General features: G+C 58.9%; 20 protein-coding genes. 11 read left to right on the top strand and 9 right to left on the bottom strand.

Annotated features, from left to right (window positions below; genetic code table 11):
- Window positions 1-5: 5 nt before the first annotated feature.
- The 5 genes from KFZ77_RS06165 to mntR all read right to left on the bottom strand — a co-directional run bounded on the left by KFZ77_RS06165 (window position 6) and on the right by mntR (window position 5,855).
- Complete coding sequence (locus tag KFZ77_RS06165; protein WP_264385738.1) at window positions 6-1,529, bottom strand: efflux transporter outer membrane subunit; 1,524 nt, start codon at window positions 1,527-1,529, stop codon at window positions 6-8.
- Window positions 1,530-3,101: a DHA2 family efflux MFS transporter permease subunit gene (locus KFZ77_RS06160; protein ID WP_264385737.1), complete on the bottom strand. Its 1,572-nt coding sequence runs from the start codon at window positions 3,099-3,101 to the stop codon at window positions 1,530-1,532.
- Window positions 3,098-4,195 (bottom strand): HlyD family secretion protein, encoded by a 1,098-nt coding sequence (locus KFZ77_RS06155; protein ID WP_264385736.1) that lies wholly within the window; start codon window positions 4,193-4,195, stop codon window positions 3,098-3,100. Before KFZ77_RS06155 ends, KFZ77_RS06160 begins: the two co-directional genes overlap by 4 nt.
- Window positions 4,196-4,296: 101 nt before the next feature.
- Window positions 4,297-5,406, bottom strand: a complete 1,110-nt coding sequence (locus KFZ77_RS06150; RefSeq protein ID WP_264386153.1) for an SLC13 family permease — start codon at window positions 5,404-5,406, stop codon at window positions 4,297-4,299.
- A complete protein-coding gene (gene mntR / locus KFZ77_RS06145; RefSeq protein ID WP_031525094.1) occupies window positions 5,406-5,855 on the bottom strand; it encodes a manganese-binding transcriptional regulator MntR in 450 nt (149 codons plus the stop codon). The genes KFZ77_RS06150 and mntR overlap by 1 nt, the downstream gene beginning before the upstream one ends.
- 189 nt (window positions 5,856-6,044) lie before the next feature.
- On the opposite strand from mntR, the gene mntS reads away from it, so the two are divergent.
- Both mntS and KFZ77_RS06135 read left to right on the top strand, forming a co-directional pair.
- Window positions 6,045-6,173: a manganase accumulation protein MntS gene (gene mntS, locus KFZ77_RS06140; RefSeq protein WP_035891818.1), complete on the top strand. Its 129-nt coding sequence runs from the start codon at window positions 6,045-6,047 to the stop codon at window positions 6,171-6,173.
- A gap of 295 nt (window positions 6,174-6,468) precedes the next feature.
- Window positions 6,469-8,052, top strand: a complete 1,584-nt coding sequence (locus tag KFZ77_RS06135; protein WP_264385735.1) for a phosphoethanolamine transferase — start codon at window positions 6,469-6,471, stop codon at window positions 8,050-8,052.
- Between the two features lie 59 nt (window positions 8,053-8,111).
- Here the strand turns inward: KFZ77_RS06135 and ompX are convergent, their stop codons facing one another.
- The gene (gene ompX, locus KFZ77_RS06130) at window positions 8,112-8,621 is read right to left on the bottom strand and encodes an outer membrane protein OmpX (protein WP_031525090.1); all 510 of its coding nucleotides are present in this window, start codon (window positions 8,619-8,621) and stop codon (window positions 8,112-8,114) included.
- A gap of 360 nt (window positions 8,622-8,981) precedes the next feature.
- Here ompX and rhtA point away from each other — a divergent pair, with 360 nt between their 5' ends.
- From rhtA to ybiO, 6 genes are all read left to right on the top strand, one after another.
- Entirely contained in the window at window positions 8,982-9,872 is an 891-nt protein-coding gene (gene rhtA / locus KFZ77_RS06125; protein ID WP_264385734.1) for a threonine/homoserine exporter RhtA, read from the top strand.
- Window positions 9,873-10,243: 371 nt separating this feature from the next.
- Complete coding sequence (dps, locus tag KFZ77_RS06120) at window positions 10,244-10,747, top strand: DNA starvation/stationary phase protection protein Dps (RefSeq protein ID WP_031525087.1); 504 nt, start codon at window positions 10,244-10,246, stop codon at window positions 10,745-10,747.
- A 364-nt stretch (window positions 10,748-11,111) separates the two neighbouring features.
- Window positions 11,112-11,858 (top strand): glutamine ABC transporter substrate-binding protein GlnH, encoded by a 747-nt coding sequence (gene glnH, locus KFZ77_RS06115; protein ID WP_264385733.1) that lies wholly within the window; start codon window positions 11,112-11,114, stop codon window positions 11,856-11,858.
- Window positions 11,859-11,977: 119 nt separating this feature from the next.
- Complete coding sequence (gene glnP / locus KFZ77_RS06110; protein ID WP_031525083.1) at window positions 11,978-12,637, top strand: glutamine ABC transporter permease GlnP; 660 nt, start codon at window positions 11,978-11,980, stop codon at window positions 12,635-12,637.
- On the top strand, window positions 12,634-13,356 hold the full coding sequence (gene glnQ / locus KFZ77_RS06105) for a glutamine ABC transporter ATP-binding protein GlnQ (RefSeq protein WP_031525081.1): 723 nt from the start codon (window positions 12,634-12,636) through the stop codon (window positions 13,354-13,356). Before glnP ends, glnQ begins: the two co-directional genes overlap by 4 nt.
- A gap of 136 nt (window positions 13,357-13,492) precedes the next feature.
- A complete protein-coding gene (gene ybiO, locus KFZ77_RS06100) occupies window positions 13,493-15,754 on the top strand; it encodes a mechanosensitive channel protein (RefSeq protein ID WP_264385732.1) in 2,262 nt (753 codons plus the stop codon).
- Here the strand turns inward: ybiO and rlmF are convergent, their stop codons facing one another.
- Window positions 15,755-16,684, bottom strand: a complete 930-nt coding sequence (gene rlmF, locus KFZ77_RS06095; RefSeq protein WP_264385731.1) for a 23S rRNA (adenine(1618)-N(6))-methyltransferase RlmF — start codon at window positions 16,682-16,684, stop codon at window positions 15,755-15,757.
- Window positions 16,685-16,799: 115 nt separating this feature from the next.
- Here rlmF and KFZ77_RS06090 point away from each other — a divergent pair, with 115 nt between their 5' ends.
- The 3 genes from KFZ77_RS06090 (at window position 16,800) to ybiJ (ending at window position 18,318) form a co-directional block, all read left to right on the top strand.
- On the top strand, window positions 16,800-17,426 hold the full coding sequence (locus tag KFZ77_RS06090; RefSeq protein WP_264385730.1) for a flavin reductase family protein: 627 nt from the start codon (window positions 16,800-16,802) through the stop codon (window positions 17,424-17,426).
- 92 nt (window positions 17,427-17,518) lie between these two features.
- Window positions 17,519-17,785: a DksA/TraR family C4-type zinc finger protein gene (locus tag KFZ77_RS06085; RefSeq protein ID WP_264385729.1), complete on the top strand. Its 267-nt coding sequence runs from the start codon at window positions 17,519-17,521 to the stop codon at window positions 17,783-17,785.
- A 272-nt stretch (window positions 17,786-18,057) separates the two neighbouring features.
- Complete coding sequence (ybiJ, locus tag KFZ77_RS06080) at window positions 18,058-18,318, top strand: DUF1471 family protein YbiJ (protein ID WP_031525072.1); 261 nt, start codon at window positions 18,058-18,060, stop codon at window positions 18,316-18,318.
- 86 nt (window positions 18,319-18,404) lie between these two features.
- Here ybiJ and ybiB read toward each other — a convergent pair whose 3' ends face one another.
- Together ybiB and dinG are read right to left on the bottom strand one after the other, a co-directional pair.
- Window positions 18,405-19,370, bottom strand: coding sequence for a DNA-binding protein YbiB (gene ybiB, locus KFZ77_RS06075; RefSeq protein ID WP_031525070.1), 966 nt, complete (start codon window positions 19,368-19,370; stop codon window positions 18,405-18,407).
- 32 nt (window positions 19,371-19,402) lie between these two features.
- Complete coding sequence (gene dinG, locus KFZ77_RS06070) at window positions 19,403-21,553, bottom strand: ATP-dependent DNA helicase DinG (protein ID WP_264385728.1); 2,151 nt, start codon at window positions 21,551-21,553, stop codon at window positions 19,403-19,405.
- Window positions 21,554-21,611 lie beyond the last annotated feature (58 nt).

Below are 21,611 nucleotides of genomic sequence, written 5' to 3'. Positions count from 1 at the left end.
AAAACTTACCCGTGCGGCGCATCGCCAAACACGCTGTAATCCGGCATGCGCACCTGCTGGTATGGCTCCCAGCCGCCGCCGAGCGCCTTGTAGAGCGCCACCAGATCGAGGCTGCTCTGCACCCGCGCCTGGGCGCGCTGCTGCTCTGCCTGCGAGAGCTGACGCTGGGCGTCCAGCACATCGATAAAGGTTGCCATGCCCTGCCGGTAGCTGTCGCTTGCAAGGTTGAACGCGGTTTGCAGCGCCTCGATGGTCTTATCCAGCCCCGCTTCACGCTGCTGGTCGGTGCGATAGCTGACCAGCGCGTTCTCCACATCGCCCAGCGCGGTCAGTACCGTCTGGCGATATTGCAGCACCGCCGCGCCCTGCTGCGCCCGCGCCACTTTCACGCTGGAGACCAGCCGTCCGCCCTGGAAAATCGGGATCGACAGCTGGGGACCCACGCTATAGAAGTGGCTGCTCCAGTCATCCAGCCAGTCCACTTCGCTGTTGCGCATCCCAAACTGGCCGCGCAGCGTCAGATCCGGGAACAGCTGCGCCACCGACACGCCAATCTGAGCGGTGGCAGCGTGCAGGTTGGCCTCGGCTTCACGCACGTCCGGGCGACGGCGCGCCAGAGTGGCGGGAATACCGGTTGCGACGATGTCCGGCAGTGTTGGCAGCGGCTGAACGCTGCGCAGTTCGCTGTCCAGTGCGCCGGGGGTTTTACCCAGCAGGATCGCCAGGCCGTTCATCGCCTGACGCTCCTGGGCCTGGTACTGCGGCAGCTGCGCTTCGAGATTCCCCAGCTGCGCCCGGGCATTTTCCACATCCAGCTGCGGCGACAGGCCGCCCTGCTGGCGGTTCTGTGTCAGTTCCAGCGTCTGCTGCGCCGACGCAATCTGGGCGCTGAGCGTCGCGATAATGCTTTGCGCCCCGCGCAGCTGCAGCCAGGCGCGGGCCACTTCCGCCTCCAGCGACACCAGCGCATCATTACGCTGCTCAATGGCGGCCTGGCGCTGGGCGTCGGCGGCTTCCACCTGACGTCGCACCTTGCCCCACAGATCCAGCTCCCACTGGGCATCAAAGCTGCCCTGATAGAGGTTAATCGGCTGGGTCAGCGGGCCGAGCGCGCCGCGCAGTTCAGGATCAACCTGGTCAAGCTGGTCATAAACATCATGAGATTCCAGCTCCCCTTTCAGGCCGAGCTGCTGGCGGGTGGCCTGCAGATTACCGTTCACCGCCGGGAAGAAAGCGCCCCGCGCCTGATTGATCTGCTCGCGTGCGCCCGCAATGCGCAGCACCGTCTGTTGCAGCGACAGATTGCCGGCGATAGCGCGCTCGATCAGGCTGTTGAGCTGCGGTGAATTAAAGGTGGTCCACCAGCGCGGATTGATGGCGTCGCTGCGGGTGCGCGACGCGACGCCATTATCGGCGCTGTCGTGCCAGCTGCCCGGCGTCTGCGGTGCCGGGGGCTGGTAGTCAGGCCCGACGGCGCAGCCGGTGAGCAGCGCAATCAGGGTCAGCGTGGGCGTAAAGCTCCTCTTCATTTAATGTGCTCCTGCGCTGCCTTCGCTCTTGACCGGCGAAAGCAGTAAACAAAACGGAATAAGGATGACCGCCACCAGGCTCAGCAGCGTAAAGACATCCACGTAGGCCAGGAACCGCGACTGCTCGATCATCGTCTGGTACATCTGCCCGGTCGCGATGCTGGTTGGGTCGCCCACCTGAGAGGTGAAGTCGCGGATCGCCTGCGCCGAGCTGCGAATCGCCTGCTGGAACTGCTCGTTAAACGGCGACGCGTGAGTACTCAGATACGCGCTGTGCGCCTGGGAGCGTTCGGTGATGGCGGCGGTGGAGAGCGAGATGCCAATTGAGCCGGCGACGTTACGGAACATGGTAAACAGCGCCGAGGCGTCGGCGTTAAGCTGGCGCGGGATGGTGATAAAAGCGATGGTGGTCAGCGGCACGAACAGGAAACCGAGGCCGATGGACTGGGCGCTGCGGAACAGCACCAGGGTTTCGAAATCGATGTCCGGCGTCAGGTTACGCGACCAGAAAAACGCCGCCGCAAGACAGAAGAAGCCGAAGGCGATGATAAAGCGCGTCTGGACAACCGGCATCAGTTTCAGCACCAGCGGGATAGTCAGCACGATCAGCACCGCCCCCGGGGACAGCACCATCCCGGACCAGGTCGCGGTGTAGCCGAGATCCTGCTGCGCCAGCTGGGGGATCACTACCGAGCTGCCGTAAAGGATCATCGCCATGCCCGCCATCAACAGGCTGGAGACGGCAAAGTTTTTATCCTTCATGCAGCGCAGATCCACCACCGGCTTTCTGGCGTACAGCAGCCAGTAAATGGCGCCGATAATGCCGATCAGCGTCAGCACCGCGAACAGGCGGATGAAGTTCGAGTAAAACCAGTCGTCATCCTCGCCGCGGTCGAGCATTACCTGCAGGCAGCCCAGCCCGAGGGCGATAAGCCCGATGCCACTCCAGTCGATGGAGAGTTTTTCCTTTGATTTGCGCTCCCAGGGCGGATCTTCCAGCAGCTGGTAGATCGCCAGTACCGTGACAATGCCCACCGGGATATTGATGAAAAACACCCAGCGCCAGGAGTAGTTATCGGTGATCCAGCCGCCCAACGTCGGGCCGAGCACCGGCGCGACGATAATGGCAATAGATGACAGACCAAACGCCTTACCGCGATCTTCCGGTTTGAAGTAGTCGAGCAATACCGACTGCTGGGTCGGCTGCAGCCCGCCGCCGAAAAACCCCTGCAGGATGCGGAACAGGATCATCTGCCACAGCTCAGTGGCGATGCCGCACAGGAAGGAGCAGACGGTAAACATCACAATGCAGATCAAAAAGAACTGCTTGCGGCCAAACACCCGGCTGAGAAAGGCGGAGATCGGCAGCACGATGCCGTTTGCCACCAGATAGCTGGTCAGTACCCAGGTGGATTCGTCGTAGCTTGAGGAGAGCGACCCCGCCACATGCGGCAGGGCAACGTTAACGATGGTGGTATCGAGGATCTCCATAAATACCGCGAGGGTGACCACAATGGCCACCGCCCACGGATTACTGGCAGGCCGCCAGTTTTCATGGTGCGCGTCGGTCATTCGAGCGTCACCTTCGGTTCAACCGACAACCCCAGCGGCAACGGACGGCTCTCATCCAGCCCCTTATCGATGACAATTTTCACCGGCACGCGCTGCACAATTTTCACGAAGTTGCCGGTGGCGTTTTCCGCCGGGAACGCGGAGAAGCGCGACCCGCTGCCCTGCTGGATGCTGTCGATGTGCCCGGACAGCTCCATGTCCGGCCAGGCATCGACCTTAATACTCACCGGGTTGCCGGGCTTCATGCGCTCCAGCTGCGACTCCTTGAAGTTCGCCACTACCCACACCTGCGGTGAAACCAGCGAGAACAGCGCGCTGCCCGCCTGCACCAGGGTGCCGGGCTGCACGTTGCGCTTCGTGACGAAACCGTCAAACGGGGCGCGCACTTCGGTATACGAAAGATTCAGCTCGGCGGTCTCCAGCTGGGCCTGAGCCTGCTCAACCTGACGCTGACGCGCTTCGACGTTGGTCTCCTGCTGGCGGATTTGCAGCGGGATCTGGTCGGCGACCTCAAGCTGCGCTTTGGCGCTGGCGAGCTGGGCCTCGGCGCTGCGCAGCTGGGCGCTGGCGGTATCGATGTTTTGCTGTGTGGTGGCGCGCGGATCGACGCCGCGCTGGCGACGGTACTGCGCCTGGGCGTTGGCGTAATCCGCCTGGGCTTTCAGCACCTGCGCCCGGGCTTCATCGCGCTGGGCCGGGTACTGCACTTTTGACAGCGCCAGCTGGGCCTGCGCCTGATGCAGCTGCGCGGTGGCAAGGCCAAGCTGCGCCCGGGCCTGATCGCGCTGGGCGCTGGCATCACGCGGGTCGATGACCACCAGCAGATCGCCCTTCTTCACGCGCTGGTTGTCTTTCACCCGCAGGTCGGTGACGTAGCCCGCGACTTTCGGCGCCACGGTGACCACGTCGCCATCGGTGAAGGCGTCGTCGGTGGTTTCTTCATTGCGGGTCATAAACCACCACACCACGGCGACGATAATCATCACCACCACGACCACACCTAAAATGATCAGCGGTTTTTTACCGGGGCGCTTACGGGCGCCCGGCTTGTTATTCTCCTGCTCGTTGTCAGGAGTGGAGTTATTTTCAGCCATAGATAAGCAACGTTCCTGTCAGATAACGGCGTCACAATGACACCGTTATCTAAAATTAGGACGTTGCTATACATTTGCCAGGAAAAACTGACAATTGCGCATTAACTGATAAGGAACAGTCCGAAGCCGACCAGCGCCGCCCACAGCAGCATGGGAAGGGAATAAAGGTGAAAACGCCACCAGATGCGGCGATCGCCCGCCATTCGCAGGGCAATCAGGTTTGCCAGCGAGCCGGGCAGCAGCCCGAAACCGCCGATATTCACCGCCCAGGCCAGCAGCCGGTCAGGCGGCACGTAGTTCAGCAGCAGAATGGTAGCGGGCACGTTACTGATCGCCTGCGACAGGCCCACCGCGCTGGCAAACAGCGCCATCTGCGAGGCCTGGCTGAGCGGCGTCAGCAGCGTATTCAGCGCCGGCAGGCTGACCAGCAGATGCACGTCGATAAACATCACCATAAATACCGCCAGCAGGCTCCAGTCGATGCCGGTCAGTACCCGACGCGCCATCACCAGAAAGCCCAGCGCCACCACACCCAGCCCCCACAGCGCCAGCTTCTGCTCCAGCGCGGCTAAAAATACCAGGTACAGCACCAGGCTGCACCAGATCAGGCGCGGCTGCCAGGGATGGGCCTTCTCATGCGCCTGATAGACCAGCGGTGCAGACGTAAAACTGAACCAGCACACCACCAGCAGACTGGCGAACAGCACCAGCGCCAGCGGCGTCATCTGCCAGGTAAAATCGAGGAACGACAGGCCGGAGCGGCCCCATAACAGGATGTTTTGCGGATTGCCGATGGGCGTCAGCAGCGACCCGGCGTTAACTGCCAGCGCTTCAAAGATGATGATGCGGCTTACCGGAATGGCGCAGAGCTTTTTCAACGTCAGGGTGAGCGGCACTACGATGAACAGCGCCACATCGTTAGTGAGGAAGGTCGAGAGCAGCGCTACGGCGCATACCAGAAACAGCGCCAGCTGGCGCTCGCTGGCAAAGCGCTTCACCATGCGCATCCCCAGCACGTCGAAACAGCCGCTCAGCTCGATGCCTTTGGTGAGCATCATCAGCCCGGCGAGCGTAATGATGGTGTGCCAGTCGATAGCGGAGGGCAGATCGGCAAAATGAAACGGCGCAATACCCATCAGTATCGCGCCGGTAATTAACAGCAGGTGTAGAAAGCGGTCCCGCAGGAAGGGCCGCAGCAGATTCAGCATGATTAACGCTTCCCGTGCTCGTCGCTGAAGCGGCGGAACAGCGCCAGCGTCTCTTCGCTGACGTGATGCTCCATACCTTCGGCATCGCGGCGGGCGGTGTCCGGGCTGACGCCCAGCGCCAGCAGGAAACTTTCAACAATCTGGTGACGTTCGCGACTCTCCTGGGCCAGCTTCTCGCCTTCGGCGGTCAGAAACACGCCGCGCCACGGGATCTGCTCGATAAGCCCGACGCTCGCCAGCCGCTTGAGCATTTTCGCCACCGTGGGCTGAGACACGCCCAGCCGTGCCGCCATATCCACCTGCCGCGCTTCACCCGACTCGTGGATCAAATCGGAAATCAGTTCAACGTAGTCATCAATCAGCTCGCGGCGGTGCGCTTCGCGAACCTGACGAAATCCTTCAACGTGCTCTTCAACATTGACCAGCTGCGTCACTTTTTTCTGACGGCTCATAGCACTTCCTCATCTCGTGGCGCGTTGATTCTTATTGTCATCGGGGCGTCATTGTAAACCAGGCGCGGTGCGGCACAAATAAATTCCGAAATAGCCGTAGCTAACTAATATAGCCTGTGCTATATCTGTATGTATTGCAGTCAACAGTTCATGGATTGAGCAGGTGCCTTGTCAGTAAGGAGATCCCCGATGAACGAGTTTACGAGGTGTATGCGCGTGTTTTCCCACTCCCCGTTCCAGGTCCGGTTACGCCTGGTCACTATGCTGTGCGATATGCTGAGCAGCAAACCGCAGCAGGACGACAAGCCGCGCCGCTAATTTTCATCACACATGGCGCGCGGTTCACTTTTTCATTTCCTTTTTTCTGTTTTCCCTTTCCTTATATTTCAACGTTCACCCGCTTTTATTCTTCATTTTGCTGGATTTGTAATCCGTCTCGCAAAAGCATCGCAACACAGCAGTTGACCTTATTCCAGGCCGGCATTATCTTCTCGCAGCCCGCACAGGTTGCGGCGCACGGATGCGAGCCTCCCTCCTCTTCGCTGTGAATTTCAGGCAGGATTGTGACCCTTGACGCCAGGGTTTACGCATGGCGTTTTTCTGATGTTGGTATATGAACGTAACGGTTAAAGAGACCTCTGCCGCCCGTGGCTTCGCCCTCACCCCGTGGACCGGTTTTTACTTTTTACACGCCCTGCTGATAAACCTTGCGCTCGGCTATCCGTTTAGCCTGCTCTACGCGCTGGCGTTCAGCGCCATCCTGATGCTGCTCTGGCAGGTGACGCCGCGCGGGCAGAAAGCGCTGCTGGCCCTGTGCTCACTGGTGGCCGGGCTCTATTTCCCGTTCGGTCAGGCCTATGGCGCGCCCAACTTCAATACCGTGCTGGCGCTGTACGCCACCAATATGGAAGAGTCGAAAGAGCTGCTGACCATTTTTCCCTGGTACAGCTATCTGGTATCGCTGCTGATATTCGGGCTGGGTATTATCGCCGTGCGCCGTCGCTCCTCTCCCGCCCGCGGCTGGCAGTGGCACGATCATCTGTGCCTCGCGATTGCGGTTGCCGCCTGCTTTGTTACCCCGGTGCAAAACCTGCTGCACGGCGGCGTGTTCGCGCTGAAGGATACCGGCTATCCGGTGTTTCGCTTTGTGAAGGACGTGGTGGTAAATAACGCCGAGGTGCTGGACGAACAGGCGCGCATGGCGCAGCTGTCACAGATGAAGGATACCTGGCAGGTGCTAAGCGTTGCGCCGCGCTACCACACCTATGTGGTGGTGATCGGCGAGAGCGCGCGTCGCGATGCGCTCGGCGCGTTTGGTGGGCACTGGAACAATACGCCTTTCGCCAGCAGCGTTAACGGCACGCTGTTTATGGATTACGTGGCAGCCAGCGGCTCCACACAAAAATCCCTCGGGCTGACGCTCAACCGGGTGGTGGATGATAAGCCGCAGTACCAGGATAATTTTGTCACCCTCGCCAACCGCGCCGGTTTCCAGACCTGGTGGTTCTCGAACCAGGGGCAGATTGGCGAATACGACACCGCCATCGCCAGTATCGCGAAGCGCGCTGACGAAGTGCAGTTTCTGAAAAGCGGCGATTTCGAAGCGGATAAAAACAGCAGCGATGACGCGCTGCTGAAGATGACGGCGCAGGTGCTGTCGACTAAACGTAGCCCGCCGCAGCTGATCGTCTTGCATCTGATGGGTTCACATCCGCAGGCCTGCGACCGCACGGGGGGAAAATACACCACCTTCGTGCAGTCGAAAGAGACCTCGTGCTACCTGCATACCATGACCCGGACGGACGATCTGCTGGCGCGTCTTTACCAGCAGCTGCGCAGCGCCGGGGAGAGTTTTTCGCTGGCATACTTTTCGGATCACGGTCTGGCGTTTAAAGAGCGCGGCACCCGCGTGCAGTATCTGGCCCATGACGATCGGTTCCAGCAAAACTTTCAGGTGCCGTTTATGGTGATCTCCAGCGACGATAAAACCCATCGCCGGATAAAAGCTCGCCGCTCGGCCAATGACTTTCTGATGTTCTTCTCCCAGTGGACCGGCATCAAAACCAAAGAGATCGTGAACCGCTATCGCTTTACTTCAGAACAAAAAGCCGGGCCGGTGTACATCACCAGCTTCAAACTTAAAAAAGTCGATTACACTCATCTGGGCAGCGATCTTTTTGATGTCGGCACCCGGTAAGGAATGCAGGCAAAAAAAAATCCGCCCGAGGGCGGATTTTTATTATCGCGCGGAGGCGATTAGAAGCGGTAGCCGACGCCTGCGATCCAGGTGCCAACGTCCACGTTACGGATGCGGCTCTGCTCGTAGGAGAAGTCCAGAGCGACGTTCTCGATCGGGTTGAACTGCATACCCGCACCGTAAGAGAAGCCGTAGTCGCTGGTGGTGTCGCTGTACGGGTAGTCATGGCTCTGATATTTGCCGTAGCCAACACCGACAACACCGTAGATGCTTGCCCAGTCGTTCAGACGGTAAGCCGGACCTGCAGTCAGACCGTAATACTGAGACTTGTTGCTGCTGTCAAAGCGATCGTCGGTTTTCTGGGTGTAGGTGAAAGAACCGATTACGCCCAGCGGGCTGTTATCTTCTTCGTAGCGGTATTTCAGGTTGAAACCGCCAGCTTTGTTAGCAACACCCTGGTAATCGCTCTGCGCGTAGCCGCCAGAAACGGTGGAAGTAGCTGCTACTGCAGTACCTGCGGAAACAGCCAGTACGGCTGCCAGTGCTGAAAGACATGCAATTTTTTTCATAACCACCTCAAATGTGCTTCAACTAAGTCCTAAGTTTTAAATATATCAAAACCCCGGAAGAAACTCTTTGTGATTCACGTTGTCTAACGGGTCTTTTGCTGTAACAAAACATTTCCATTTCGTTATATCCCGTTAAAAGTAAAGCATAAATTCGTAAATCCGCCAGATTATCTACTGCAATCTCAGGTTCATCTATCCAGATAATTCCTAATCCGGATACTGCCTGAATAACAGTAATGCTGGTATTGTAAGACCTTCCGCCACACTTTTTTCAATGCTTCATCAACGGACGCAACGAATCATATGCCGTCCCGGCGGTTACTGCCGTGTTAACTCCGTAAAGAAAAGAAAGGATGCGTAATGCCCGTTTTATCTCGTCAGACGCCGGTCTGGCTGCCCGTAGTGATTCTTCTCATCGCCATGACCTCCATTCAGAGCGGCGCCTCCCTCGCTAAATCGCTGTTTCCGCTCGTGGGTGCGCCAGGCGTAACGGCATTGCGTCTGGCGCTGGGGACGCTGATCCTCGCGGTGGTGTTTAAACCCTGGCGTCTGCGTTTTACCCGGGCGCAGCGCGTGCCGCTGTTGATGTACGGGCTGTCGCTCGGGGCGATGAACTATCTGTTCTACTTATCGATCCAGACCGTGCCGTTGGGAATTGCTGTTGCCCTGGAGTTTACCGGCCCGCTGGCGGTGGCGCTGTTTGGCTCGCGCCGCGCGGTGGATTTCGTCTGGGTGCTGCTGGCGGTGCTGGGCCTGTGGTTCCTGCTGCCGCTCGGTAAAGACGTGGCGCATGTTGATTTAACCGGCGCGGCCTGCGCGCTGGGAGCCGGTGCCTGCTGGGCGCTCTACATTATTACCGGCCAGCGCGCCGGGGCCGATCATGGCCCGGCCACGGTGGCGCTGGGTTCACTGATTGCCGCCGTGATTTTTGTTCCGCTCGGTGCGGTTCAGGCCGGCGAGGCGCTATGGCACTGGTCAATTCTGCCGCTGGGCCTCGGTATCGCCATTCTCTCTACCGCCCTGCCCTATTCGCTGGAGATGATAGCGCTCACCCGCATGCCCACCCGCACCTTCGGCACGCTGATGAGTATGGAGCCGGCGCTGGCGGCCGTGTCGGGTATGCTGTTCCTGAATGAAACCCTGAGCCTGGTGCAGTGGCTGGCGCTGCTCTCCATTATTGCCGCCTCGATGGGGTCAACCTTAACGCTGCGGCGCGAAGCGCAGATTACCCGCGTCGATATCGATAAATAATCTTGCGTCCGGCACCCCGAATCCGGTGCCGGAAACAAATTGTTATAGAATCAGCCCGGTTATTTTTTGCGTATTAATCCGAATAAGCCAGACGGTAAAAATAAGGCATATTTTTGCGCGCAATATGCACCTGAGCGCAAATACGCGCTGACTATACGAATAACTATGCACCGAAAGAACTATTTCTCGTTTTACACCCCGAAACGCTGCAATCATAAGTTATGTTGCTGATGTCAATAGAAAAACCTCACAAGAGGCGCGCGCTTCGCTATTTATCCGATAGGCAATACCAACCCGGCACGCGCCATATCCGGTGCTATACTTATTTCCGGTAATTGATTGGGACACTAACATCAAGAGGATATGAGATTATGAGTACCGCTAAACTGGTAAAATCAAAAGCATCCGATCTGCTTTATACCCGTAACGATGTGGCTGATGCCGATAAGAAAGCGACCATTGAGTTGCTGAACCGTCAGGTTGTTCAGTTTATTGACCTGTCTCTTATCACTAAGCAAGCCCACTGGAATATGCGCGGTGCGAACTTCATTGGTGTTCATGAAATGCTCGATGGCTTCCGTACTGCTCTGACCGATCACCTGGATACCATGGCCGAACGTGCCGTACAGCTGGGTGGCGTTGCACTGGGTACCACCCAGGTAGTGAACAGCAAAACCGCGCTGAAAAGCTACCCGCTGGATATCCACACCGTTCAGGATCACCTGAAAGAACTGGCCGACCGCTATGCGGTTGTGGCGAACGACGTGCGTAAAGCAGTGAGCGAAGCGCAGGATGAAGACACCGCGGATATCTTTACCGCTGCATCCCGCGATCTGGACAAATTCCTGTGGTTTATCGAGTCTAACATCGAATAATTTTCGCAGAATTGTTCTTCCCCCTCCGCCCGGAGGGGGATCGTTGCACCACCATAGCGCATGCTTCCCCGGTCATACTCCCGTTTTCGTTACCAGCTTGTAATAATCACTTCACACAACCGTTAAAGAAAGATTGTTTTTGCAGCATATTCTGCGTAAAAACGATCTCAGCGGTTGTCAATGCCTTTCCTGCACCAAAATAGCGCACCACTCTGGTGCAATGCGCCTGACTTGCAACCGCCATTGTGCAATGTTACAAAATGCTCCCTTAGCAAAAACAGCAAGTTGTAAAACTGGCACGTTTTTTTCATGCTACGTTGCGTTCCCGCTGGGGATAGCCCCGTGGATTAAAAAAGGAAATGCTATGAAGTCGATTTTTAAAGTTTCCCTGGCCGCGCTGACGCTGGCTTTTGCGGTTTCCTCTCAGGCAGCCGATAAGAAACTGATCGTTGCAACCGATACCGCGTTCGTCCCTTTTGAATTCAAGCAGGATGGTAAATACGTTGGTTTCGACATTGACCTGTGGGCCGCTGTCGCCAAAGAGCTGAAGCTGGATTACACCCTGAAGCCGATGGATTTCAGCGGCATTATCCCGGCGCTGCAGACCAAAAACGTAGACCTGGCGCTGGCGGGAATTACCATCACCGACGAACGTAAAAAAGCGATCGACTTCTCCGACGGCTACTACAAAAGCGGCCTGCTGGTGATGGTGAAAGCCAACAACAACGACGTTAAAAGCGTAAAAGATCTCGACGGCAAAGTGGTGGCAGTTAAAGGCGGCACCGGCTCCGTGGATTACGCGAAAGCCAACATCAAAACCAAAGACCTGCGTCAGTTCCCGAACATCGATAACGCCTATATGGAACTTGGCACTAACCGCGCAGACGCGGTACTGCACGACACGCCAAACATCCTGTACTTCATCAAAACCGCAGGTAAAGGCCAGTTCAAAGCGGTAGGCGATTCTCTGGAAGCCCAGCAGTACGGCATTGCCTTCCCGAAAGGCAGCGACGATCTGCGTGAAAAAGTGAACGGCGCGCTGAAAACGCTGAAAGAGAACGGCACCTACAACGAAATCTACAAAAAATGGTTCGGAACCGAACCTAAATAATGACAGTTCTTTTTTGAAGGGTGTTTCAGGCGCGGCTGGCTGGCACGCCTGACGCCCTTCTTCTCGGGGGCGCTCTGCCCCTGCTTTTATGTTTCAACCACGGTATACAGGAAATCATCATGCAGTTTGACTGGAGTGCCATCTGGCCCGCCATTCCGCTTTTAATTGAAGGCGCCAAAATGACTCTGTGGATTTCGGTCCTCGGTCTGGTTGGCGGCCTGGTCATCGGCCTCATCGCCGGTTTCGCCCGCAGCTTTGGCGGCTGGATCGCCAACCACATCGCCCTCGTATTTATCGAAGTGATCCGCGGTACGCCGATTGTGGTACAGGTGATGTTTATCTACTTCGCCCTGCCGATGGCATTCAACGATCTGCGCATCGACCCGTTCTCTGCGGCGGTAGTGACCATCATGATCAACTCCGGTGCTTATATCGCTGAAATCACCCGCGGCGCGGTGCTGTCGATTCACAAAGGGTTCCGCGAAGCGGGTCTGGCGCTGGGTTTATCGCGCATGGACACCATCCGTCACGTGATCCTGCCGCTGGCGCTGCGCCGTATGCTGCCGCCGCTGGGTAACCAGTGGATCATCAGCATCAAGGACACCTCGCTGTTTATCGTTATCGGCGTAGCCGAGCTGACCCGTCAGGGCCAGGAGATCATCGCCGGTAACTTCCGCGCGCTGGAAATCTGGAGCGCCGTTGCGGTGTTCTACCTCATCATTACCCTGGTTCTGAGCTTTGTTCTGCGCCTTATTGAAAGAAGGATGAAAATCCTGTGATTGAATTTAAAAATGTCTCCAAGCACTTCGGTCCGACCCAGGTGCTGCACAACATCGACCTGAACATTAAGCAGGGTGAAGTGGTCGTGATTATCGGGCCGTCCGGCTCCGGTAAATCCACGCTGCTGCGCTGCATCAACAAGCTCGAAGAGATCACCAGCGGCGATCTGGTCGTCGATGGCCTCAAGGTCAACGACCCGAAAGTGGACGAGCGCCTGATCCGTCAGGAAGCCGGCATGGTGTTCCAGCAGTTCTATCTGTTCCCGCACCTGACGGCGCTGGAAAACGTGATGTTCGGCCCCACCCGCGTGCGCGGAGCTAAGAAAGCCGAAGCGGAAGCGCTGGCGAAATCGCTGCTGGCAAAAGTGGGCCTCGCTGAGCGTGCGCATCACTATCCGTCCGAGCTCTCCGGTGGCCAGCAGCAGCGCGTCGCCATTGCCCGCGCGCTGGCAGTGAAGCCGAAGATGATGCTGTTCGACGAGCCAACCTCCGCCCTCGACCCCGAATTGCGCCACGAAGTACTGAAGGTGATGCAGGACCTGGCCGAGGAAGGGATGACGATGGTCATCGTTACCCACGAGATTGGCTTTGCCGAGAAAGTGGCCTCGCGCCTGATCTTCATCGACAAAGGCCGTATCGCTGAAGACGGTAACCCGCAGACGCTGATCGCGAACCCGCCGAGCCAGCGCCTGCAGGAGTTTCTGCAGCACGTTTCCTGAGTCAGCGCGTCACGATAAGCCCCTTGCGAGGGGCTTTTTTTTGCTCAACCGCACCGGAAAACTCCCTCTTTTCAGACGCCTTCAGCCCAGCGGCTATACTTACCCCTTCGCTGACGTTCTCAATCCGGAGGAGCCCGTGCCGTGGATCATTCTGCTGCTGTGTAGCCTGTTTCTTGCCCCCGTTCAGGCCGCCGTCTCACCTGCTGCCGCTGCCGCGGCAACCACTACCACCAGCACTGCCAGCGCAGACAGCGCCCCCGCTGCCGAACCCACGCTCGAGGAAAAAAAGGCCGCGTATGCGGCGCTGGCCAACGTGCTGGAAAACGAGCAGTCGCGTACCGAGCTGATTGACCAGCTGCGCAAAGTGGCCGCCACCCCGGACGCCGAGCCGGTTCCGGCCATCACTCCGGTGGAGGAGGCGCAGGAAGAGACTACGGTGCTGGAGAACGTCACCGCACTGGGGCGCGAGTACGGCGGCGAGCTGGCCTCACGTTTTGCCCAGCTGTATCGCAATATCTCCACCGCCTCGCACAAACCTTTCAACCAGCAGACCTTCTTCAATGCTTTCACCCACTTCGCCATGCTGGCCGGCGCGGTATTCGTGTTTTACTGGGTGTTGCGCGCCGGGGCGATCCCGCTGTATCGCAAAATGGGTGAGTGGGGGCGAAAAAAGAACAAGGCGCGCTCCAGCTGGCTGCATCTCCCGGCGATGATCGTCGCGGCGTTTGTTATTGACCTGCTGCTGCTCTCGCTGGCGCTCACCGTCGGCCAGGTACTGATTGACGTGATGAATGCGGGCAGCAGAACCATTGCCCGTCAGCAGGGGCTGTTCCTCAACGCCTTTGCGCTGATTGAGTTCTTCAAAGCCATCCTGCGCCTGATATTCTGCCCACGCGTGCCGTCCCTGCGCCCGTTCCCGGTGAGTGACGCCAGCGCCCGCTACTGGAACACCCGCTTAAGCGGCCTGAGCAGCCTGATTGGCTATGGCCTGCTGGTCGCGGTGCCGATTATTTCCAACCAGGTTAACGTGCAGATCGGTGCTCTGGCGAACGTCGTCATTATGCTCAGCATCACCGTCTGGGCGCTGTACCTGATTTTCCATAACAAAGCGCACATCCAGCACAACCTGATCGCGCTGGCCGACCGCTCAATGGCCTTTTTCAGCCTGTTTATCCGCGCCTTTGCGCTGATCTGGCACTGGCTGGCCTGCGCCTATTTCATCGTGCTGTTCTTCTTCTCGCTGTTCGATCCGGGCAACAGCCTGAAGTTTATGATGGCGGCCTCGCTCAGGAGCCTGGCGATTATCAGCGTCGCGGCGTTCTTCTCCGGCCTGCTGTCGCGCTGGATCGCCAAAACCATCACCCTGTCGCCTCAGCTGCAGCGTAACTATCCCGAGCTGCAAAAGCGGGTAAACGGCTGGCTGTCGATGTCGCTGAAGCTGGCGCGCATTCTCACGGTGTGCGTGGCGATCATGCTGCTGCTCAACGCCTGGGGACTGTTTGATTTCTGGCAGTGGCTGACCAACGGCGCGGGTGAAAAAACGGTAGATATTCTGATCCGCGTCTCGCTGATCCTGTTCTTCTCCGCCGTCGGCTGGACCCTGCTGGCGAGCCTGATTGAGAGCCGCCTCGCCTCTGACATCCACGGCCGACCGCTGCCGAGCGCTCGTACCCGCACGCTGCTGACGCTGTTCCGCAACGCGCTGGCGGTGATCATCAGCACCATTACGGTGATGATTGTGCTGTCGGAGATTGGCGTGAATATCGCCCCGCTGCTGGCGGGTGCCGGTGCGCTGGGGCTGGCGATCTCGTTCGGCTCCCAGACGCTGGTAAAGGACATTATCACCGGGGTGTTTATTCAGTTTGAAAACGGAATGAACACCGGCGATCTGGTCACCATCGGCCCGCTGACCGGCACGGTGGAGCGGATGTCGATTCGTTCGGTGGGGGTGCGGCAGGATACCGGGGCGTATCACATCATTCCCTGGTCATCCATCACCACCTTCGCTAACTTCATGCGCGGTATCGGATCGTTCGTGGCGAACTACGAAGTGGATCGGCGGGAAGATGAAACCAAAGCCAATCAGGCGCTGCGCGATGCGGTAGAGGAGCTGATGACCCGGGAGGATATTCGCATACTGGTGATCGGCGAACCAAACTTTGCGGGCATCGTCGGGCTGACCAACACCTCGTTCACCCTGCGCGTCACCTTTACCACCCAGCCGCTGAAGCAGTGGACGGTGCGCTTTGCCCTGGATGCGATGGTGAAGAAACACTTCGATCTGGCAGATATCCGCCCGCCGGTGCAGACCGTGCAGGTGATGCAGCCGGGGGCAGAGGCGACGCAGATGAACGCGGCGGCGGGCGGCGCACTGCCGCCTGCCAACCCGACGGTGTAATTACGCTTTGTTACGCTGCGCCCAACGCTGGCGCGCAGTCGCATCGAGGAAAGTCCAGGCGATGAAGCGGCTCTGCTTCTGACCCTGGCTCATCTCTTTCTTTACCACCTGCACGGCACCGGCCTGCTCCAGCGCCCGGTAGAGCGCCGGCAGATTATCCCCACGCGACACCAGCGAGGTAAACCACATCACCTGGCGGGCAAAAGATTTACTTTCTTCAATCATCCGGGTGATGAACGCCACTTCTCCGCCTTCGCACCACAGCTCATCCTGCTGTCCGCCAAAGTTAAGCTGCGGCTTATCTTCCAGTCCGAGGTTACGGCGCTTGCGCTCGTTGCCCGCCTGCGCCCCTGCGGCAGAGTCGTGGAACGGCGGGTTGCACATCGTGGCGTCGTACTGCTCGTTTTTATGAATGATGCCGGTGAAGATGGCGCCAGGGGTTTTCTGGCGGCGCAGGCGAATACGCGCCTGCAGCTTGTTCGCGTCGATAATCGCATTCGCACTTTTCAGCGCGTCGGCGTTCACTTCGCTGCCGGTGAAACGCCAGCCGTAGTCGTGATGACCGATGAGCGGATAGATGCAGTTGGCACCCACTCCGATATCCAGCACGCTGGCACCGCGCGGTACTGCGCCCTGATGGTTTTCTGCCAGCAGATCGGCCAGGTGGTGCACGTAGTCTGCGCGTCCCGGAACCGGCGGGCAGAGGAAGCCGTCGGGAATATCCCACTGCGCCACGCCGTAGAAGTGCGCCAGCAGCGCCTGATTGAGGGTTTTCACCGCCTGCGGGTTGGCGAAGTCGATGGTGTCCTCGCCGCGCGGCGACTGGATAATAAACCCGGCCAGCGCCGGACAGTCACGGGTTAACGCCGCAAGATCGTAGCGGCTGCGGTGGCGGTTGCGGGGATGCAGTTCCCCTTTCTGGCGCGTCATGATGATTCTCCTGTAAGTCGGCGCGTAAGATACCCGCTGCCTGCGGTGGGGTAAATAACTGACGGAAACTTTTGCCGTCGGGTAAGATGCCCTTTTGAGGTTAATCAGGTGGAATATGACAGCAAAACGCTACTACTACGAGCCGCAGCAGGGGCATGGCCTGCCGCACGATCCGTTGAACGCCATCGTCGGGCCGCGTCCGATCGGCTGGATCTCCTCGCTGGACGCTGAAGGCCGCCGCAATCTGGCACCCTACAGCTTCTTCAACTGCTTTAACTATCGCCCACCGATTATTGGTTTTGCCAGCAGCGGCTGGAAAGACAGCGTCAGTAATATCGTGGCCAGTAAAGAGTTTGTCTGGAACCTGACCACCCGCGATCTGGCGGTGCAGATGAACGAAACCTCCGCCTCGCTGCCGCACGGTGAAGACGAGTTCGCCCGCGCCGGGCTGACGCCGGTTGCCGGTCGTCAGGTCGCTGCGCCGCTGGTTGCTGAAAGCCCGGTGAACTTCGAGTGCCGCCTGTCACAGTGCATTCAGCTGACCAGCGCCGACGGCTCGCTTATCGACAGCTGGCTGGTGCTGGGCGAAGTGGTGGCCGTGCATATTGATGAAACCCTGCTGGAAAACGGTATTTATCAGACCGCCAAAGCCCAGCCGGTGCTGCGTGCTGGCGGCCCCAGCGCCTACTACGCCATCGACGAGGCGCAGCGTTTCGATCTGGTGCGCCCGGACGCCCGTTAACGCCCTCCAGGCCCGCTGCGGCGGGCCTTTCCCGGCAGAAATCACGCTTTTTTGCTATAATTACCCCTGTGTTTAACCATGCAGGAGGTCCTATGGCTTCAGGTTGGGCAAATGACGGTGCGGTACAGGATCAGATCGACAGCACCGTAGATGATGCCGTCGCGCGGGCGCGCCGCGAGCTACCGACGGGTGAAAGCCTTGAGTTCTGTGAGATGTGCGATGAGCCAATCCCCGAGGCGCGTCGCAAGGCGATACCCGGCGTACACCTGTGCGTTAACTGCCAGCAAAAAGAGGATGCGCACCGCGCCCGCTTCTCCCCCTACAACCGCCGCGGCTCGAAAGACAGCCAGCTCCGCTAACGCAGCACGTTGTGCTGCGTTTTCTCCCTTGCGCACGATTTTTTCGGTTCAGCGTGTCCGATTGTGCCCTTCCCACTGGCCGACGTAAGCTCCGGTAAAGAAGCGTAGCGGGTAACGCTTTTACCGTTGATTTTCAATTTCTTATATTTCATTCAAATTTTTAGAATAAGGCTGTCAATTCTTCTCGATTTTATATTCTGCTCAGGAGTGTGACAATAATCACATCGACGGAACAACGTCACCCAAACAGAATAACCTGCGAGATTACACCCATGAAAACCGTTAAATATGCTATTGCCGCTCTCACACTGTCTGCGTTCTCTTTTGCTGCCAGCGCAGCCGACCTCATCAGCAACGCTGATGCGCAGAACCTGAACAAAGTGGGTGTGGTATCGGCGCAGGGCGCAAGCACCCTGGAAGGTCTGGAAGCGGAACTGGCTGCCAAAGCCGACGCAGCAGGCGCCAAAGCCTACAGCATCACTTCAGCGATGAGCCACAACAAAGTGAGCGGCACCGCGGTGATCTACAACTGATTTATGCCTTACCCTCTCTGACTCTGCTTTATTTAGATTGACCCTCATTTTTGCCCGCTGCCACGCGGGCTTTTTTTCGTCTCTGCTCAGTACGTCTGCGCCACCTGCTCCAGCGCGTCTTCAAGCGTCGTCGCCCGCCCCGTTGCCACCAGGCAGCAGGCCAGCTCGATTTTCAGCGACACCGGCAGCGGTTCGCGCCCGGTAAGGCAGCGTTCGGTCCAGCGCGCCGTGACGTCAGCCTCTTTTGACGCCGGTAGCACGGTGGTGGGTGCCGCCTCGGCCTGACGCTCATACAGCACGCGTATGCCCTGCTCATCAATCAGATTGATTTGCGGGCAGCGCTGCGGGTTGGCGTATACCTCCCCCTCCGTGCCGTGCATCAGCAGCGCTCGCCCGCCGATGGTCTGGAAGAAGCCGCCCACTTTGGTCACGTACTCCGGGTGCGAAACGCTGGAGAGACGCAGCGCGGCGTCCTCGGCAAACGGCGTTGCCAGCTTGGCCAGGGTATGCGCACTGTTACGTACGCCCATCCGCCAGCGCAGATCGAGTTGCTGCTCCAGCGGCGGGCAGAGCGCGCTGACCGGCATATAGACCGGATGATGGCCCTCCAGCTGGGCCTGCGCCTGACCGGCGTGCAGCGTCGGGTGGATGCCCATCAGCGTGAATACGGTTTCGCTGATCACCCGGGTGCCGTCATGGCTGACCCCGTGCACCAGCACCGGAAAACCGAGGCGGTTGAGCAACAGCGCCAGCAGCGGCGTCAGGTTGGCCTGCTTACGCGCTCCGTTGTAGGTGGGAATGACGATCGGCATCGGTTTGCCCGGCGGCGGCGTCAGGCGCACGGTCTGCTGCTGCATCGCCTCGTAAAAGCCGCGCAGCTCTGCTTCCCCTTCCCCTTTGATGCGCAGCGCAATCAGCACGCCGCCCAGCTCCAGCTCCGGCACCTCGCCGTTCAGCATATGGGTATAGAGCGCGCGCGCTGTGTCGATATCCAGATCCCGGGCATGGTTCTTGCCGCGGCCGATTTCTTTAATGATTGAGCGGTAATCCATCCGTCACTCCTTACGTCGTGCTGTTTGCGTATTCAGCGCCGACGAGGGCGGCGCGCTGCTTTTTTTGGCTCAGCCTTCACTATAACGTCTGGTGCCTCAGGCTGGGAAACAGGAAATACCGGCAGCGCGTTCAGCAGGCGCTGCCCGTAGCCTTTGGTAAACAGGCGCTTGTCATAAATGATCACCTCGCCCCAGCATTCGTGGCTGCGGATAAGCCGCCCTACCTGCTGGATAAGATTGAAGGAGGCGCTCGGCAGGCTCTGTACTTCAAACGGATAGCGGTTAAGGCTTTTCAGCCACTCCCCTTCGGTGATCACCACCGGGCTGTCCACCGGCGGGAAGGCAATTTTATGGATATGCACCTGGGTGAGCAGCTCGCCTTTCAGATCCAGCCCTTCAGCAAAGGACTGTAGCCCCACCAGCACGCTGCGCTCACCGCCCTGCACGCGCTTGCGGTGCAGCTCTACCAGCCGGTAACGCGGCTGATCGCCCTGCACCAGCAGCATCAGGCGCAGGTCGGTCACGTGGGTGAGAAACTGCTGCATGGCGCGCCCGCTGGCAAACAGCACCAGCATCCCTTTGTGCTCGCCTTTTTCGACTTCCTGGCGGAAGAAGGCCGCCATTTCGGCAATATGGTGCGCTTCGTGCTCCAGCAGCGGTTCGTAGCGCATACGGGGAATGACAATCCGCCCCTGATCGACATGATTAAACGGCGAATCAAGGCTGATAAAGCGGTCGCCCGCCTTCTCGCGCAGGCCGCTCATCTCCTGCAGACGTGAAAAACTGTTGAGCGAGCGCAGGGTCGCGGAGGTGACCACCACATGCGGCACGCTGCGCCAGAGCAGCTTTTCCAGCTGGTCGGCAACGCGAATGCCGACGCAGTGGAACCACATATGCAGCTGGCCGTCGCGCAGCTCGCGGGTCACCCACTTCGACACCGGCGCACCGGACGCCTGGGCCAGCGAGGCCAGCCGCCAGAGCTTGCTCTGCGCCTCGAAGTGGCCGAGGGCGCGGTTCATCTGCAGCAGCACCCGGTGCAGACGCACAATATCGTGGCTGCCGGTCTTCTCGCTGAGATCGTTGAGGAACAGCTCCGCCAGGCCGCGCAGCGATTCGGTAAGCTTCGCCAGCCGCTGGCAAATCTCCATGATCTCAGCCGGCAGTTCGCCCATCGCAAACCGGTACTCCGCCTCGCTGCCCGCCGGCAGATAAAGGCCCAGAATACTGTTCAGGGAGCCGATAAGTTCGGCCAGCTCCTCGCAGTGCGCGTTCAGCCGCTCGGGATTCGCCAGCGGCGGCAGGGTTTTCGGGCGGAACTGCTCCACGCAGGTCGCCACCAGTTTCGCAAACAGATCGAGCTGCAGCCGCGCCCAGGGAGCGGTGATCTCGGCGCTCATCTCCAGCGCATCGCGCGCCACGTCCGGGACGTGATGCCCTTCATCCAGCACCAGCAGCAGGTTTTTCGGCTCCGGCAGCACCGCTTCGCTCTCCAGCGCCGCCATCACCAGCGCGTGGTTGGCCACCACCACTTCCGCCTCCTGGATTTCACGCCGCGCCACGAAAAACGGGCATTCGCGATAGTAGTGGCAGTTGCGGTTCAGGCAGCTCGCTTTATCGGTGCTGAGCCGCATCCACAGCTTGTCGTCGATCGCCTGATCGGTGTGATCGCGCAGGCCGTCCCACTTATAGCTGTCGAGATCGGCTTTCAGCTTTGCGCAGCGCTGCTGCTCTTCTTTGCTGTTCGGCGTCAGCTCGTCATCAAGAAATGCCAGCAGATCGCCCTGCGCCAGGCTGTCGGTGGAGAGCGCAGCGAGGTTGCGCGGGCAGACGTAGCGCCCGCGTCCGAAAGCGGCGGTGAACTTCAGGTCCGGGATAATCTTGCGCAGCAGGGGTAAATCCTTGCTGAAGATCTGGTCCTGCAACGCCACGTTAGCGGTGCTCACCACCAAGGTTTTCTGCTCGTCCCGGGCAATGGCGATGCCGGGGATCAGATAGGAGAGGGTTTTACCGACGCCGGTAGGCGCTTCGATCGCCAGATGCCGCCCTTCATCCCCGGCCAGCGTTTTCGCCACTTCAGCAATCATCTGCCGCTGCGGCGCGCGGGGGATAAAATCGGGGATCTGCTGTTGCAGCGCCTTGTACCAGGCGGCAATTTGCGCTTTATGCGCGCTCAAAAGGGCCATCGGGAAACCTGAGATACTGTATAAACAGCCACTATTGTGGCATTTTTTAGCCCGCAGG

The organism is Siccibacter colletis (assembly GCF_025914095.1).
Taxonomy (GTDB): domain Bacteria; phylum Pseudomonadota; class Gammaproteobacteria; order Enterobacterales; family Enterobacteriaceae; genus Siccibacter; species Siccibacter colletis.
Note: the sequence above shows the minus strand (reverse complement) of the source record. Positions and strands in the feature narration are given on the sequence as shown.